Below are 15,497 nucleotides of genomic sequence, written 5' to 3' on the forward strand. Positions count from 1 at the left end.
GATCCGACTCGACCGCATGCCCGCGCTGACCCCGTCCTGGCGTCGCGGCGGGGTCAGGCCGGCGCTGCCGAGCCCAGATCGATCAAGGCCCGTGCGCCTCGCGCCAGTTCGGCCGCGCCACCGTCGAGGAGCTCGATCCGGGGCGCGCGGGCCAGCGCGGGGAAGTGGTTCATCAACGAGCGCTCGTAGCCCGGGTCGTAGTGATCTCGCATCAGCTCGCCGAAGACCTCGGCCCAGTGGCCCTCGCGCGCCAGGGCCTGCCAGCGTCCGACGCGCTCGCGGCCACGGAGCGCGACCAGTCCGCCGATCAGCGTGTTGAAGCCTTCGGGGTTCAGCTGGAAGTGGGCGTAGTCCTCGAGCAGCAGCTCGACGCGGCCGGCCTCGGCCATGTCGATCCAGACGCAGCGCCCGTGCTCGCGCAGGCGCAGATGCAGCGGCTCCGGCAACTGGACGCCACCGATCTTGCGGCTCTCGCTCTCGACGAAGACGGGGCGCGAGGGATCCAGCGCCACCAGGGCCTGCCAGAGGCCGGTGTCGAAGGCTTTCTGGCTCGGTTGCGGCTGATCCGGCAGGCCGCCCAGCACGGAGCCGCGGTGGCGGGCGAGGGCCTCCAGGTCCAGCACCTGCGCGCCGGCGCTCGACAGCGCCTGCAGCAGCCGCGTCTTCCCCGAGCCGGTCCGTCCGCACAGCACGACGAAGTCGAAGCGCGCCGGCAGCGCCGCGAGGGCCTTGATCACCTCGCCGCGGAAAGCCTTGTAGCCGCCGACCAGCTGCAGCGACTTGAAGCCGATCTGGTTGAGGAACCAGTTCATCGAGCCCGAGCGCTGCCCGCCGCGCCAGCAGTACACCAGCGGCCGCCAGTGCTTCTGCATCACGTCGCGGTGCGCGTCCAGCTGCGCGGCGATGTTTCTCGCGACCATGGCCGCGCCGACCTTGCGGGCCTCCAGCGGGTCCTGCTTGTAGAGCGTGCCCACGATGCGCCGCTCGTCGTTGTCCAGCACCGGCCAGTTGACCGCGCCGGGCAGGTGGTCCTCGGCGAACTCGGCGGGCGAGCGCACATCGATGACGGTGCTGAATCCCACCAGCCGGGCGAGGGCCTCGGCGGGCTGGATGAGGTGGTACTGGCTCATTGGACGGCGAGGGCGTCCAGCAGCTCGCCCTCGATCTGCAGCTGCATGCGGCTCTGCTGCAGGGCCGCGCCGTCGAGCAGGAAGGTGTCCTCGACGCGCTCGCCCAGGGTCGAGACCTTGGCGAGCTGCAGGTTGATGCCGTGTTGCGCCAGCACGCGCGCGATCGCGTACAGCAGGCCGGCGCGGTCGGTCGCGCTGACCGAGAGCAGCCAGCGCTGCGCGCGCTCGTCGGGCCGCAGCGCGATGCGCGGCGTGAAGGGGAAGCTCTTGACCCGGCGCGACAGGCGGCCCTTGCGCGGCTCGGGCAGCGGGCCCTGCGCGACCAGCGCCTGGCTCAGCTTGGACTCGACCAGGGCGGTCAGGTCGCGGTGATGGAGGTCCAGCTCGGGTGCGATCACCTGGAAGGTGTCGAGCGCGTAGCCGGTGCGCGTGGTGTGGACCTTGGCGTCCAGGATGTTGAAGCCCGCGCCGTCGAAGTAGCCGCAGATGCGGGCGAACAGGTCCTGCTGGTCCTTCGCGTAGACCAGCACCTGCAGGCCTTCGCCGACGGGGGAGGGCCGCGACCGCACGACGGGCTCGGTGCTCTCGACATGCCGCCAGAGGGCCCGCGCGTGCCAGGCCAGGTCCTGCGCGTCATGCCGCGCGAAGTAGCTCAGGTCGAGCGTCTTCCACAGCGCGTCCTCGGTGCCCGGCAACTGCGCCTTCAGCGCGAGCGCCTGCCGCGCCTCCTGCTTGCGGCCTTCGATCTCGGCCGCCATGTTGAGCTTGGCGCCACCCAGCGCGCGCAGCGTCAGGCGGTAGAGGTCCTCCAGCAGCTTGCCCTTCCACGCGTTCCAGACCTTGGGGCCGGTGCCGCGGATGTCGGCGACGGTGAGCAGGTACAGCGCCGTCAGATGCCGCTCGTCCTTGACCTTCCGCGCGAACTGCAGGATGACCTCGGGATCCGAGAGGTCCTCCTTCTGCGCCACGCGCGAGAGGGTCAGGTGATGCTCGACCAGGAACTCGACCAGCGCGGCGTCCGCCTTGGGCAGGCCGTGCGCGCGGCAGAAGCGCCGCGCCTCGACCGCGCCGAGGTCGGAGTGGTCCCCGCCGCGGCCCTTGGCGATGTCATGGAACAGCGCCGCGATGTACAGCAGCGCCGGCCGGTCGAACTGCGCCGCCAGCTGCGAGCAGAAGGGGTACTCGTGCGTGTGCTCCGGGATGAAGAAGCGCCGGATGTTGCGCAGCACCATGAGGATGTGCTGATCCACCGTGTAGACGTGGAACAGGTCGTGCTGCATCTGCCCGACGATGCGCCGGAACACCCACAGGTAGCGCCCCAGCACCGAGGTCTGATTCATCAGCCGGAACGCGTGCGTCTGCCCCTGCGGCTCCTCCAGGATGCGCATGAACATCGCCCGGTTGGCCGGATCGCGCCGGAAGGCGCTGTTCATCAGCCCGCGCGCGTTGTACAGCGCCCGCAGCGTCTTGGCCGACAGGCCCTTGATGCCGGGCGTCTGCTGGTAGATCAGGAAGGTCTCGAGGATGGCGTGCGGCTCGCGCTCGTAGAGATCGTCGGTGGCGATCTCCAGCATGCCGCTGCGCTCGAGGAAGCGATCGTTGACGTGGCGCAGCTCGTTGCCCTGCGTGCCGTTGATCTGCTCCTCCAGATTCAGCAGCGTGATCTGGTTGAGCTGCGTCACCGCCTTGGCCGCCCAGTAGTAGCGGCGCATCAGCTTCTCGGACGCGCGCAGCGAGCGCGTCGACGCGTAGCCGAAGCCCTCCGCCACGGCGGTCTGCAGGTCGAAGACCAGCCGGTCCTCGCGCCGCTTCGCGACCAGGTGCAGCTGGCAGCGGATCAGCTTGAGCACGCCCTCGTTGCGCTGCAGCTGGCGGGCCTCGAAGGGCGTGATCAAACCCTTGGTCGCCAGCTGGGGCCAGGTCTTGCCCAGGCCCGCGCCGCGCGCGATCCAGATCAGCACCTGCAGGTCGCGCAGGCCGCCGGGGCTTTCCTTGATGTTGGGCTCGAGCGCGTAGGGCGTCTCTTCGTACTTGGTGTGACGCTGGCGCATCTCCAGCGTCTTGGCGCGCATGAAGGCGCGCGCGTCCAGCGCCTGGCGGAAGGCCTTGTCGAACTGCTTGACCAGCGCCTTCGAGCCGCCCAGCCAGCGCGACTCCAGCAGCGCGGTCTGGATGGTGACGTCGCCGGCGGCCTCGTCCAGGCACTCGCGCAGCGTCCGCACCGAGGAGCCGATCTCCAGGCCGATGTCCCAGCACGCGGTGATGAAGGCCTCGATCGCCTGCTTGAGCGGGCCGGGCTGGTCCGGTGACAGGCCCTCGGGCAGCAGGACCAGTACGTCGACGTCGGAGTGCGGGAACAGCTCGCCGCGGCCGTAGCCGCCGACCGCCACCAGCGCCGCGTCGGGCGCCTCGGCGGCCAGGCCGGACTCGGCCCACAGCGTCTGCAGCGTGCCGTCCACATGCCTGGCCAGCTGCCGCATCAGCCGCGTCGCCGCCGACACCGTCGGATGGGCCGCGGCGAAGTCCTGCAGCAGTTGCTGCTTGCCGGTCCTGAAGCGCTGGCGAAGCTCCGCCACCGGGGTGGGGGCGGAGGTGGGGGAAGCGGCGGCGTCGCCGGATGGAACGGCGCTCATGACGAGGTCCTGGCGGGCAAGGTGGGCAAGGGCGAGCCGGCGACGCGGGCGCCGGGGATCAGGCCTGCGCGGCCTTGGGCTGGACGAAGTCCGGCACCGGCGGCGTGCCGGCCGACTGCGTCAGGATCTCGTAGCCGGTGTCGGTGACCAGCACGGTGTGCTCCCACTGCGCCGACAGCGAGCGGTCCTTGGTCACGATGGTCCAGCCGTCGCCCATCTCGCGGATCTCGCGGCGGCCGGCGTTGATCATGGGCTCGATGGTGAACACCATGCCGGGGACCAGCTCCTCCAGCGTGCCCGGGCGGCCGTAGTGCAGCACCTGCGGGTCCTCGTGGAACTTCTGGCCGATGCCGTGGCCGCAGAACTCGCGCACGATGCTGAAGCCGGCGTTCTCGGCGAAGGTCTGGATGGCGTGGCCGATGTCGCCCAGGCGCGCGCCCGGCTTGACCTTCTGGATGCCCTTCCACATGGCGTCGTAGGTGAACGAGCACAGGCGCTTGGCCGCGATCGAGCCGTCGCCCACCACGAACATGCGGCTCGTATCGCCGTGCCAGCCGTCCTTGATGACGGTGACGTCGATGTTGACGATGTCGCCGTTCTTCAGCGGGCGGTCGTTGGGGATGCCGTGGCAGACCTGATGGTTGATCGAGGTGCAGATCGACTTCGGGTACGGCGTGTAGCCCGGGGGCTGGTAGTGCAGCGGGGCGGGGATGCCTTGCTGGACGTTCACGATGTAGTCGTGCGCCAGCTTGTCCAGGTGCTCGGTCGTGACGCCCGGCTTGACGTGCGGGGTCAGCATGTCCAGCACCTCGGACGCCAGGCGGCCGGCGATGCGCATGGCGTCGATGTCGGCGCCGGTCTTGATCGTGATGGTCATAGGGCCGGCATTTTAGGCGCTCGCCCTTCCCCCTGCCGGGGGATCGTCTCGCGGAAGTGGGGGAGGCCGCACGGCGGCCTCCCGAGGGGCGTCAGTCCGCCCAGACGATCATGCCGGTGTACGAGGTGACCAGCACCAGCACGCCGAAGGCGATGCGGTACCAGGCGAAGGGCACGAAGCTGTGGCTGGCGACGTAGCGCAGCAGCCAGCGGACGCAGACCCAGGCCGCCAGGAAGCTGACGATGAAGCCCACGGCGAACATCGGCAGGTCGGCCCACGACAGGGCGTGGCGCTCGCTCCACAGGCTGAATACGCTGGCGGCGATCAGGGTGGGGATGGCCAGGAAGAAGCTGAAGTCCGTGGCGGTCTTGCGCGACAGGCCCAGCAGCATGCCGCCGATGATGGTCGAGCCCGAGCGGCTGGTGCCGGGGATCATGCCCAGGCACTGCACCAGGCCGACCTTGAAGGCGTCCATCGGGGTCATCTCGTCGACCGACTGGATGCGGGCCTCGGTCTGCGGACGGGCGCGGCGCTCGACCCACAGGATGATCAGGCCGCCCACGATGAAGGCCGAGGCCACCACGGGGGCGTTGAACAGATACGGCTTGATGAAGCGCTTGTAGGCGAAGAAGCCGATCACCGCGGCCGGCAGGAAGCCGATCGCCACGTTGGTCACGAAGCGGCGCGCCTGCGCGCTGCTGCCCAGGCTGGTCAGGGAGCCCCAGACCCGCTGCCAGTACACGATCACCACGGCGATGATGGCGCCGCTCTGGATCGCCACGTCGAAGACCTTGGACTTCTCGTCCGTCATGCCGAGCAGCGAGCCCGTCAGGATCAGGTGGCCGGTCGACGAGATCGGCAGGAATTCGGTCAGGCCCTCGACGATCCCCATGATCGCGGCCTTGATCAGCAGCAAGGTGTCCACAAATGCTCCATCCACAGAAAAAAGGCCTGGCGACTCGCGCGGACGCTCGCATCCGCATCTCGCACCGCCGGGCCGCGCGGATGATAGCCGCGGCCCCGTGAGGGTTTCGTGGTCTGGAACACCTTGAGACGTGGGTTGCGTCCGCTCCTCATCCTCAGCGTCCCTTCAGGTCGGGGCGCCCTCGGGCTTTGCCTCCTTGACCGCCTCGAAATCCCGAGGCTACATTACTGACCGGTTAGTCAGTTACGCTTCCCTTTCCGTCGCCTCGCGGCGGACCCGCAGTTCCCTCATCGCCATGCCCCGCGCCCCAGCTCCCTCGACCGCCCCCGCCACGGATTCCGCGCCCGACCTGTCGTCGGCGCCGGCGCCCGCATCGGCCCGGCAGCGCCGCAAGGAGGCGCGCCCGCAGGAGTTGCTGGAGGCGGCGCTGGCGCTCTTCGTCGAGAAGGGCTTCGCCGCCACCCGTTCGGAGGAGGTCGCCGCGCGGGCGGGGGTGTCCAAGGGCACGCTGTATCTGTATTACCCGTCCAAGGAAGAGCTCTTCAAGGCCGTGGTCCGCGAGGCCATCGGCGCCAAGATCGCCGAGGGCGTCGAGGAGTTCGGCAAACATCAGGGCTCCATGGCGGAACTGCTGACCTGGATGCTCTGGAGCTGGTGGGAACGCATGGGGCTGACGCCCGCCGGCGGCATCCACAAGATCATGCTGAGCGAGGCTCGCAACTTTCCGGAGCTGGCCCGCTTCTATCAGGAAGAGGTCATCGAGCCCAGCTGCGGTCTGCTGAGCGAGGTGGTCAAGCGCGGGATCGCCTCGGGCGAGTTCCGCGAGGTCGACCCGGAAGCCACGGTGATGGTGCTGATCGGCCCGGTGCTGCATCTGGTGCTGCATCAGCACTCGATCGGCGCGGCCGGCATCGACCACGCCCACAAGCCCCCGCCGGAGAAAGTCCTGCAGCTGCAGCTGGAACTGATGTTCGAGGGACTTCTCAACCGCCCGCGCGAGGCGCCGACGCCCTGAGGTCCGCCTAGAATACCGCCCGCATCGGTGCGCCATGGGGCCGCCAGAGGATTGAACATGAACTTCGAACAAGCCCGTTTCAACATGATCGAACAGCAGATCCGCCCCTGGGATGTGCTGGACCCCTCGGTGCTGGCCCTGCTGGCCGTGGTCAAGCGCGAGGACTTCGTGCCGGCCGCCTACCGCAACATGGCCTTCACCGACGTCGAGCTGCCGCTGGGCAACGGCCAGAAGATGCTGCCCCCGCGCGTCGAGGCGCGCTGGATGCAGGAGCTGCAGATCGAGCGCCACGAGAAGGTGCTGGAGATCGGCACGGGCAGCGGCTACATGGCCGCGCTGCTGGGCCACAAGGCGCAGCAGGTCTTCACCGTCGAGCAGGATGAGCAACTGGCCGCGCAGGCGCGCGACGCGCTGCGCCGCAACGGCGTGCTCAACGTGACCGTGACCACCGGCGACGGCGTCAAGGGTCTGCCGAGCGAAGCCCCGTTCGACGTGATCCTGCTGTCGGGCTCGGTGCCGCAGGCGCCGCAGGCCCTGCTGGACCAGCTCAAGATCGGCGGCCGCATGGGCGTCGTCGTCGGCGACGATCCGGCCATGACGGCCCGCATCATCACCCGCGTCGGCGAGCGCGAGTTCAAGACCGAGAACCTGTTCGAGACCGTCGTGCAGCGTCTCGACGGTTTCGACACGGTCTCGCACTTCACGTTCTGATCGGTCCCGCGTCGATGCATCAACTGGACGTCCATCAGGTCGCGGCGCTGGCTTCCAGCGCGCCGCGCGCGCTGCTGCTGGACGTGCGCGAACCGTGGGAGGTCGCGCTCGCCCGCATCGACGTGCCGGGTCTTGACTGGAAGCATCTGCCGATGGGGCAGGTGGTGGATCGGGTGGAGGAACTCGATCCCCAGCAGCCTGTCGCGGTTTATTGCCATCACGGGGTGCGAAGTCTGCAAGTCGTCGCATTTCTTTCGCGGCAGGGTTTCGATGTGGTCTATAACCTCGCCGGCGGCATCGACGCCTGGTCGGAGGAGATCGACCCGTCGGTGCCGCGCTACTGATCGCGCCGGACGCGGCCCGCATGCGACGGGCCCGGCCGGATCGGCGATCCGCTCTGAACGATCCGAGAACCATTACATCGATACGAGGATGCCTCATGGCCGCTGACCGCCGTCCGTCTCTGACCTCCCGCCTGCCGCGGATGACCCTTGTGGCCGCGGCGCTCGCGCTGACGGCCGGCGCGGCCGGGGCGCAAAGCCTGCAGGAGCTGTACGACGCGGCCCGCGCCTACGACGCCACGTATCTCGCCGCCCGCGCGACGGCCGATTCGGCCCAGTACCGCTACGGCCAGGCGCAGGCTCTGGCGCGCCCGACGGTGGGCCTGGGTGTCGGCGCCACGCGCACCGAGCTCGATCCCCCCAACAAGGTCTCCGACGGCCGCCTCGGCAACACGACCAGCAACGCCGGCCTGAGCGCCAAGTACGCCGTCTTCAACCGTCCGAACGCGGGCAGCATCGACCAGGCCCGTCTGGGCGTGGACGTCGCGCAGTCGGACCTGCAGTCCGCCGAACAGGACCTGATCGTCCGTGTCGCGCAGGCCTACTTCGACGTGCTGGCGGCGCAGGACGCGCTGGGCACCTCGCGGGCCAACAAGGCCGCGATCGCCGAGCAGCTGGCCTCGGCCAAGCGCAATTTCGAGGTCGGCACCGCCACCATCACCGACACCCGTGAAGCGCAGGCCCGCTACGACCTGGCGACCGCGCAGGAGCTGGCGGCCGACAACGACCTGCGGGTCAAGGGCGTGACGCTGGACCAACTGGTCGGCCGCGTCGGCGTGCAGCCCAAGCCGCTGGCCGTGCCGGTGGCGCTGCCGCCCGTGACGCCGTCGACCGTGGAGCCCTGGGTGACGACCGCCGAGGGTGGTCACCCCGCGATCCGCAAGGCGCAGCTCGGCCTGGACATCGCCAAGATCGAGATCGACCGCGCCAAGGATGCGCGGCTGCCGACCGTGGACCTGAACGCCACCCTGGGCCTGCAGCGCCAGACGGGGCAGGGCGTGAGCTACACCGGCAACACCGGCCAGGCCTCGCTGGGCGTGCAGGTGAACATGCCGATCTACAGCGGCGGCGCCATCACCAATCGCATCAAGGAAACCGTCGCGCTGGAAGAGAAGTCCCGCAATGACCTGGACTTTGCTCGCCGCAGCGTCGAGGAGGGCACCAAGCGTGCGTTCTTCGGCGTGCAGTCGCTGATCGCGCAGGTCAAGGCCTACGAGGCCGCGGAGGCGTCGTCCAAGCTGGCGCTGGAAGCGACGCAGCTGGGCTACAAGGTCGGCGTGCGCGTCAACCTGGACGTGCTGAACGCCCAGACCCAGCTCTACACCACGCAGCGCGACCTGGCCAAGGCTCGCTACGACGTGCTGGTCAACGGTCTGAAGCTGCGCCAGGCCTCCGGCCAGCTGCGCCCCGAGGACGTCACCTCGGTCAACACGCTGCTGGCGAAGTAAGGCCCGGACGCCTCGACCATCGAGCGCTCCAGTGCCCGCACGAAGGCCGCCCTCGCAGGCGGCCTTCGCGCTTTCCGGGGCCGCTGGGGTCAGGCTTTGCTCTTCTTTCACGCGACAATCCGCTCCCATGCTGTATGTGATTTCTCCCGCGAAGTCCCTGGACTACGAGACCCCCACGCCCGACGAGGTCGCCGCGCTGGCGGGACGTCCGCAGTTCGTGCCGCAGGCGGCCGAGCTGATCGAGATCCTCAAGACCAAGAGTCAGGCCGACATCTCCGGTCTGATGGACATCTCCGACGCGCTGGCCACGTTGAACCTCGCGCGCTACGCCGCCTGGTCCACCCGGTTCACGGATCACAACAGCAAGCCGGCCGTGCTCGCCTTCAACGGCGACGTCTACGACGGCCTGAACGCGTCCTCGATGTCGATCGACGACCTGCAATGGGCACAGCGGCACCTCGCCATCCTGTCCGGCCTCTACGGTGTCCTGCGGCCGCTGGACCGGCTGCAGCCGTATCGGCTGGAGATGGGCACCTCGCTGAAGAACGCCAAGGGCGGCAACCTCTACGCCTACTGGGGCGACACCATCGCCGAGCACCTGAACGCGCAGTGCGCGCAGATGGCCTCGCCGGTGATCGTCAACCTGGCCTCGCAGGAGTACTTCAAGGCCGCCGCGCGCAAGGTGCTCAAGCCCCGCGTGATCGAGTGCCAGTTCGAGGACTGGAAGGGCGGCCGCTACAAGATCATCAGCTTCTTCGCCAAGCGGGCGCGTGGCCTGATGGCGCGCTATGCGATCGACCATCGCATCGGCACGCCGGCCGGCTTGCAGGACTTCGCTGTCGACGGCTACGCCTACGCCCCCGAGGCGAGCGCGCCCGATCGGCTGGTCTTCCGCCGTCGCATCGCCGACTGAGGCCGGGGCGTCCTGCCCGGGCCCGATCCCCCGGGTCGCGGGCCGACGGGGTCGACGCGATCAATCCCCGCTGGCTTGTCTGACTTTGGTCCTCCGGGCTGGTCCCGACCTTTGATACCGTCGCGAACATGAGCACCTCGCAATTTCTGACTCCCGAACTGCGCGAGTGGGTGGCCGCGCAACTGCGCAACGGCATCACGCGCGAAGCGCTCTACCAGGCCATGCTGTCCAGCGGGTGGCAGGCCGACCTCGCGCAACAGGCGCTCGCCGAGCACCGTCCCTTCGAGCCGCCGCTCACGCTGCCCGAGCTCGCCGAGCCGGCCATCGAGCCCGGCACGCTGCCCGAGCCCGACCTCGGCGACCAGCGTTCGGTGCTGCTGCCCGACGGTCATCGCGTCGAGATCCTGATGGCGCTGCAGCGACCGCGAGTGATCGTCTTCGGCGGCCTGCTGAGCGTGGCCGAGTGCGACGCGATCATCGAGTCCGGCCGGCAGCGGCTGGCGCGCTCGGAGACCGTGGCGGCGCAGAAGGAGGGCAGCGAGGTGAACTCCGCCCGAACCAGCGAAGGCATGTTCTTCGAGCGCGGCGAGAACGACACCGTCGCCCGCATCGAGCGTCGCATCGCGTCGCTGCTCAACTGGCCGGTGCGCAACGGCGAGGGGCTGCAGGTGCTGCGCTACCGGGTCGGCGCCGAGTATCAGCCGCACTACGACTACTTCGATCCGCGCCACGCCAGCTCCAAGGCCATCCTGGAGCGCGGTGGTCAGCGGGTCGCGACGCTGGTGATGTACCTGAACACGCCCGAGCGCGGCGGCGCGACGGTCTTCCCGGACATCAAGCTCGACGTCATGGCACAGAAAGGCAACGCCGTCTTCTTCAGTTATGACCGGCCGGACCCGGCCACGCTGACGCTGCATGGCGGCGCGCCGGTGGTCGAGGGCGAGAAGTGGGTGGCGACCAAATGGTTACGTCAAGGCGAGTTCGTGTGACGCGGCCTTGACGGGCGAGTTGCTAGACTCGGCTCCGTCGCGCCGACCCCGAGGGCGGCGCTTGTTGTTCACGAAGAAGGAAATCCGCATGAAGTCGTTGATCGTCGCCCTGAGCACCGCGTTGCTGGCCACCCTGGCGCAAGCCCAAAGCGAGCCGATGCCCCCGGCGACGGCGCCGGTCGCCGCCGCCCATGCCGACATGGCCGGTCCGGCGGTGCAGTCCGGCAAGGCGGGCAAGGCCCACAAGGCCAAGAAGTCCAAGCATGCCGCCAAGAAGACGGGCGCGAAGAAGCATGCGCAGCATGCCTCGTCGGGCAAGTCGGGCGCCAAGAAGGTCGCCCAGGCTGGCAAGGGCAAGAAGGCCAAGCGCCACGCGGCGGCCTGATCGCCACGCAGGCAACAAAAAAAGCAGCCCGAGGGCTGCTTTTTCATTGGGGTCGGAGCGTGATGCTCAGACGCGCTTGCGGTACTCGTGGGTACGCGTGTCGATTTCGATGTTGTCGCCTTGCGCCACGAAGATGGGCACGGGGATCTCGAAACCGGTGGCGATCTTGGCGGGCTTCAGGACCTTGCCCGAGGTGTCGCCCTTGACGGCCGGCTCGGTCCAGGTCACTTCACGCACGACGCTGGTCGGCAGTTCGACGGAGATGGCCTTGCCGTCGTAGAACACCACTTCCACTTCCATGCTGTCCTGCAGGTAGTTGATGGCGTCGCCCATGTTCTCGGCTTCCACCTCGAACTGGTTGTACTCGGTGTCCATGAACACATACATCGGATCGGCGAAGTAGGTGTACGTGCACTCCTTCTTGTCCAGGATGATCTGGTCCATCTTGTCGTCGGCCTTGAAGACGACTTCGGTGCCCGAGTTGTTCAGCAGGCTCTTCAGCTTCATGCGCACGGTCGCCGCATTGCGGCCGCCGCGGCTGTATTCGGTCTTCAGCACGACCATGGGGTCCTTGCCGTGCATGATCACGTTGCCGGCGCGAATTTCTTGAGCGATCTTCATGATGATTCCGGGAGATTGGGTCCGGGCACAGTCACATGGATGCTTGGAGATCCGAACTGTTCCGGCGGTGTGAGGCGTTCCGCGGCGAGGCTCGTGGACCGCGTCGCGGTCCTTCGAGATTCGCGCGTTCTGAACGCGAAAAGCCGCGCATTCTAGCTCGAAAGACCCGTCTCCCGCCAGGCAAAGGCCCTGAGCGCGGTGACCAGGTCCGGCTGCGCGCTCAATTTGGCACGCCAGGCGCGGGCTTGCGCCTCGGCGGCAGGGCGCTCGCGCAGCGCGGCGGCGCAGGCCGGCGTCCAGGCGGAGAGGCCGTTCCAGGCCTGCGACAGCGCGCGCCAGTCGGCGGCCCATGCGGAATCCGCGCCCGCCAGCGAGGCGTCGAGGAAGGCCTCCAGCTTCGGCCCGTGCGCGCCATCGTCCTGGAAGTAGATCTGCCAGAGCATCGGCTGCCCCGCCCACTGGCCGCGGACGAACGAGTCCTCGCCGCGGACCAGGTTGAGGTCGCAGGACCACAGCAGGCGGTCGTAGTCGTTCTGCGTCAGAGGGGGCAGGGCGATGGCCCGTTGGCCGCGGCGCAGCAGGGGCGGCACGGCGGTCTGCGGCGCGCCTGGGCACAGGAGCAGCAGCCAGCCCGGCCCGAGCGCCTCCAGGAAGTCGTCGAGCGGGGCTTGCGGATAGGCGAAGAGGCTCAGCACCCGTTCGCGACCCTCGCCTGGCTGGCCGGATCCGGTGGGGCTGCCGGCGGCTGGCGCCCAGCCACGTTCGGCGAGCCAGGCGGCACCGTCGTGAGCCACGGCGTTCTCGATCAGGTCGGGCTCGCGCAGCAGCCCACCCGTCCGTTCGTTGAAGCCCGGATAGAAGAACCACTTGGTCAGGCCAGCGCCCGGCCCCGAGAACTGCGGCGACTTCAGGCCATGGCTGCGCTCGACGTAGTCCTCCGCGCTGAGGTACTCCAGATTGATCCACACCGGCGCCGTCGCCCGGGCGGCCATCGCGGCGACGAAGCGCGCCGGCAGCTCGCAGCCGAAGGTCTCGACGACGACGTCGCCCGGTGCGGCCTGCTCGCTGTCGGCCCAGGGCAGGCAGCGCAGCCCGTCGATCGGCGTCGCTTGCATCCAGGCGAGCGGCGTGAGGTCGTCGCACCAGAGTCGCACCGCGTCGCCGCGCTGGGCCAGGTCGCGCGCCAGGCGCAGGCTGACGCCGATGTCGCCATAGTTGTCGATGACGCGGCAGAACAGGTCCCAGCGCAGCGGGCGAGTGCCGTTCGTGGCAGGAGTCGGGGAGGCGGGGAAGGATTCGGCGGTCACGTCGGGCATCGCGGAATTATCCGGCGGCACAATCGCGCCCCATGAGCACGATCCCTCCCGGCGCCAGCGAAGTGCCGGATTCCACTCCCGCAGCGTCTCCCGAGTCCTCCGAGTCCGGCGCCCCGGACGCGACCGCGAGCGCCGCGCCCGAGTCCGCCTCGAAGCGCGCCTCCGAGTCGGCTCCCGCATCCGCCGCTGACCCCGCCGCCGGCCACGCCGCCGAATGGAACGCCCAGGGCGACGCCATCGAGGCCGCCGAATCGCGCCGCGTCGCCGACATGGAGCGCGCCGCCCGCGAGGTCCGCGAACGGGTGCTGGCCGAGGTCCTCGCGCTGCCGGCGCTGCCCGGCGTCTATCGCTACTTCGACGCGCAGGATCACGTGCTCTACGTCGGCAAGGCGAAGAACCTGAAGCGTCGCGTCGCCAGCTACTTCCAGAAGGACCACGGCGGCACGCGCATCGGCATGATGGTCGCGCGCATCGCGCGGCTCGAGACCACGGTGGTGCGCACCGAGGCCGAGGCGCTGCTGCTCGAGAACAACCTGATCAAGGCGCTCAATCCGCGGTTCAACATCCTGTTCCGCGACGACAAGAGCTACCCCTACCTGCGCCTGAGCGGCCACGCCTGGCCGCGCATCAGCTACTACCGCGGCGCGGTCGACAAGCGCCATCGCTACTTCGGTCCGTTCCCCAGCGCCTGGGCGGTGAAGGAGTCGATCCAGCTGATCCAGAAGGTCTTCCAGCTGCGGACCTGCGAGGACACCGTCTTCAACAACCGCAGCCGGCCCTGCCTGCTGCACCAGATCCACCGCTGCACCGGGCCCTGCGTGCCCGAGGGCCAGACCGAGGACTACCGCCGCAACGTCAGCAACGCCGAGCGCTTCCTGCTGGGCGAGACGCAGGAGGTCATGGACGCGCTGCAGGCGTCGATGATGGCCCACGCCGAGCGCTTCGAGTACGAGCAGGCGGCCGGCGTGCGCAACCAGATCACCGCGCTGTCCAAGGTGCTGCAGCAGCAGGCCGTGGACGAGAACAGCGCCACCGGACGCGATCGCGACGTCGACATCCTGGCGGTCAAGCTGCAGGGCGGGCGCGCCTGCGTGAACCTGGCGATGGTGCGCGGCGGCCGGCATCTGGGCGACCGCGCCTACTTCCCGAAGCACGTCGACGACGCGACCGCGGTCCGCCTGCTGGACGACGACGATCTGCAGGCGGGCGAGGGCACCGAGCCGCCCAGCGCCGAGCGCCAGGTGCTGGAGGCCTTCATCGCGCAGCACTACCTGGAGTCGGCCGTGCCTTCGCTGCTGGTGTTGTCGGACGCCGTCGATCCGGCGCTGGGCGAAGCGCTCAGCGCGCAGGCCGGCTTCCGCGTGACCACCCAGGCGCAGCCACGCGGGCAACGCCGCATCTGGCAGGAGATGTGCGTCAAGGGCGCCGAGCTGGCGCTGGCGCGCTTGCTGTCGGAGGAGGGCTCGCAGCAGGCGCGCACGCGCGCGCTGGTCGACGCGCTGGATCTCAGCGGCGCGGAGCTCGACAAGTTCCGCATCGAGTGCTTCGACATCAGCCACACGGCCGGCGAGGCGACGCAAGCCTCCTGCGTGGTCTTCGAGGGGCACCAGATGCAGAGCAGCCAGTACCGCCGCTTCAACATCGAGGGCATCACCGGCGGTGACGACTACGCCGCGATGCGCCAGGTGCTGACACGCCGTTACAGCAAGTTGGCCGAGGGCGCTCAGAATGGCGGCGCCCGCATGCCGGACCTGGTCCTGGTGGACGGCGGCAAGGGGCAGGTGTCGATGGCGCGCGAGGTCTTCGAGGAACTCGGTCTGGACCTGTCGCTGATCGTCGGCGTGGAGAAGGGCGAGGGGCGCAAGGTCGGCCTTGAGGAGCTGGTCTTCGCCGACGGGCGCGAGAAGGTCTACCTCGGCAAGGACTCCGCGGCGCTGATGCTGGTCGCGCAGATCCGGGACGAGGCGCACCGCTTCGCCATCACCGGCATGCGCGCCAAGCGCGCGTCCATCCGCACCGGCGGCTCGCGTCTGGAGGACGTGCCCGGCGTCGGTCCGAAGAAGCGCGCGCAGTTGCTGCAGCGTTTCGGTGGCGTGCGGGGCGTGGCGGGCGCGAGCGTCGACGAGCTGTGCAGCGTGAAGGGCATCTCGCGCGAGCTGGCCGAGGAGATCTATCGCGCGCTGCATTGAGCGG

14 protein-coding genes are annotated in these 15,497 nt (G+C 69.1%); 8 read left to right on the forward strand and 6 right to left on the reverse strand.

The window, feature by feature from the left end; translation table 11 throughout:
- Positions 1-53: 53 nt before the first annotated feature.
- From mnmH to MCHT01_RS07320, 4 genes are all read right to left on the reverse strand, one after another.
- On the reverse strand, positions 54-1,130 hold the full coding sequence (gene mnmH / locus MCHT01_RS07305) for a tRNA 2-selenouridine(34) synthase MnmH (protein WP_067064162.1): 1,077 nt from the start codon (positions 1,128-1,130) through the stop codon (positions 54-56).
- On the reverse strand, positions 1,127-3,763 hold the full coding sequence (locus MCHT01_RS07310; RefSeq protein WP_067064163.1) for a [protein-PII] uridylyltransferase: 2,637 nt from the start codon (positions 3,761-3,763) through the stop codon (positions 1,127-1,129). The genes mnmH and MCHT01_RS07310 overlap by 4 nt, the downstream gene beginning before the upstream one ends.
- 58 nt (positions 3,764-3,821) lie before the next feature.
- Entirely contained in the window at positions 3,822-4,640 is an 819-nt protein-coding gene (gene map / locus MCHT01_RS07315) for a type I methionyl aminopeptidase (protein WP_067064164.1), read from the reverse strand.
- Between the two features lie 91 nt (positions 4,641-4,731).
- Positions 4,732-5,565 (reverse strand): undecaprenyl-diphosphate phosphatase, encoded by an 834-nt coding sequence (locus MCHT01_RS07320; RefSeq protein WP_067064166.1) that lies wholly within the window; start codon positions 5,563-5,565, stop codon positions 4,732-4,734.
- A 295-nt stretch (positions 5,566-5,860) separates the two neighbouring features.
- Here MCHT01_RS07320 and MCHT01_RS07325 point away from each other — a divergent pair, with 295 nt between their 5' ends.
- The 7 genes from MCHT01_RS07325 (at position 5,861) to MCHT01_RS07355 (ending at position 11,367) form a co-directional block, all read left to right on the forward strand.
- Entirely contained in the window at positions 5,861-6,580 is a 720-nt protein-coding gene (locus tag MCHT01_RS07325) for a TetR/AcrR family transcriptional regulator (protein WP_084452114.1), read from the forward strand.
- A 57-nt stretch (positions 6,581-6,637) separates the two neighbouring features.
- Positions 6,638-7,291 (forward strand): protein-L-isoaspartate O-methyltransferase family protein, encoded by a 654-nt coding sequence (locus MCHT01_RS07330; protein WP_067064168.1) that lies wholly within the window; start codon positions 6,638-6,640, stop codon positions 7,289-7,291.
- Between the two features lie 14 nt (positions 7,292-7,305).
- The gene (locus MCHT01_RS07335) at positions 7,306-7,635 is read left to right on the forward strand and encodes a rhodanese-like domain-containing protein (RefSeq protein ID WP_067064170.1); all 330 of its coding nucleotides are present in this window, start codon (positions 7,306-7,308) and stop codon (positions 7,633-7,635) included.
- 140 nt (positions 7,636-7,775) lie between these two features.
- Entirely contained in the window at positions 7,776-9,080 is a 1,305-nt protein-coding gene (locus tag MCHT01_RS07340; RefSeq protein WP_245643189.1) for a TolC family outer membrane protein, read from the forward strand.
- Positions 9,081-9,207: 127 nt separating this feature from the next.
- A complete protein-coding gene (yaaA, locus tag MCHT01_RS07345; protein WP_067064174.1) occupies positions 9,208-9,993 on the forward strand; it encodes a peroxide stress protein YaaA in 786 nt (261 codons plus the stop codon).
- Positions 9,994-10,121: 128 nt separating this feature from the next.
- Positions 10,122-10,982: a 2OG-Fe(II) oxygenase gene (locus tag MCHT01_RS07350; RefSeq protein ID WP_067064176.1), complete on the forward strand. Its 861-nt coding sequence runs from the start codon at positions 10,122-10,124 to the stop codon at positions 10,980-10,982.
- A gap of 88 nt (positions 10,983-11,070) precedes the next feature.
- The gene (locus tag MCHT01_RS07355) at positions 11,071-11,367 is read left to right on the forward strand and encodes a hypothetical protein (RefSeq protein WP_067064177.1); all 297 of its coding nucleotides are present in this window, start codon (positions 11,071-11,073) and stop codon (positions 11,365-11,367) included.
- Between the two features lie 66 nt (positions 11,368-11,433).
- On the opposite strand, the gene efp is transcribed toward MCHT01_RS07355, so the two are convergent.
- Both efp and earP read right to left on the reverse strand, forming a co-directional pair.
- Positions 11,434-11,988, reverse strand: coding sequence for an elongation factor P (efp, locus tag MCHT01_RS07360; RefSeq protein WP_067064180.1), 555 nt, complete (start codon positions 11,986-11,988; stop codon positions 11,434-11,436).
- A gap of 152 nt (positions 11,989-12,140) precedes the next feature.
- Positions 12,141-13,304, reverse strand: a complete 1,164-nt coding sequence (earP, locus tag MCHT01_RS07365; RefSeq protein ID WP_084452118.1) for an elongation factor P maturation arginine rhamnosyltransferase EarP — start codon at positions 13,302-13,304, stop codon at positions 12,141-12,143.
- A 269-nt stretch (positions 13,305-13,573) separates the two neighbouring features.
- Here earP and uvrC point away from each other — a divergent pair, with 269 nt between their 5' ends.
- Positions 13,574-15,493, forward strand: coding sequence for an excinuclease ABC subunit UvrC (gene uvrC / locus MCHT01_RS07370; protein ID WP_067064365.1), 1,920 nt, complete (start codon positions 13,574-13,576; stop codon positions 15,491-15,493).
- Positions 15,494-15,497 lie beyond the last annotated feature (4 nt).

Source organism: Mitsuaria chitosanitabida ATCC BAA-476 = NBRC 102408 (genome assembly GCF_001598255.1).
Classification (GTDB): domain Bacteria; phylum Pseudomonadota; class Gammaproteobacteria; order Burkholderiales; family Burkholderiaceae_C; genus Roseateles; species Roseateles chitosanitabidus.

Excerpts from the sequence above, each read along its gene's own strand:
- mnmH (WP_067064162.1), bottom strand. The coding sequence starts at position 1,130 with ATGAGCCAGTACCACCTCATCCAGCCCGCCGAGGCCCTCGCCCGGCTG.
- MCHT01_RS07310 (WP_067064163.1), bottom strand. The coding sequence starts at position 3,763 with ATGAGCGCCGTTCCATCCGGCGACGCCGCCGCTTCCCCCACCTCCGCC.
- map (WP_067064164.1), bottom strand. The coding sequence starts at position 4,640 with ATGACCATCACGATCAAGACCGGCGCCGACATCGACGCCATGCGCATC.
- MCHT01_RS07325 (WP_084452114.1), top strand. The coding sequence starts at position 5,861 with ATGCCCCGCGCCCCAGCTCCCTCGACCGCCCCCGCCACGGATTCCGCG.
- MCHT01_RS07330 (WP_067064168.1), top strand. The coding sequence starts at position 6,638 with ATGAACTTCGAACAAGCCCGTTTCAACATGATCGAACAGCAGATCCGC.
- MCHT01_RS07335 (WP_067064170.1), top strand. The coding sequence starts at position 7,306 with ATGCATCAACTGGACGTCCATCAGGTCGCGGCGCTGGCTTCCAGCGCG.
- MCHT01_RS07340 (WP_245643189.1), top strand. The coding sequence starts at position 7,776 with ATGACCCTTGTGGCCGCGGCGCTCGCGCTGACGGCCGGCGCGGCCGGG.
- yaaA (WP_067064174.1), top strand. The coding sequence starts at position 9,208 with ATGCTGTATGTGATTTCTCCCGCGAAGTCCCTGGACTACGAGACCCCC.
- MCHT01_RS07350 (WP_067064176.1), top strand. The coding sequence starts at position 10,122 with ATGAGCACCTCGCAATTTCTGACTCCCGAACTGCGCGAGTGGGTGGCC.
- MCHT01_RS07355 (WP_067064177.1), top strand. The coding sequence starts at position 11,071 with ATGAAGTCGTTGATCGTCGCCCTGAGCACCGCGTTGCTGGCCACCCTG.
- efp (WP_067064180.1), bottom strand. The coding sequence starts at position 11,988 with ATGAAGATCGCTCAAGAAATTCGCGCCGGCAACGTGATCATGCACGGC.
- earP (WP_084452118.1), bottom strand. The coding sequence starts at position 13,304 with ATGCCCGACGTGACCGCCGAATCCTTCCCCGCCTCCCCGACTCCTGCC.
- uvrC (WP_067064365.1), top strand. The coding sequence starts at position 13,574 with ATGGAGCGCGCCGCCCGCGAGGTCCGCGAACGGGTGCTGGCCGAGGTC.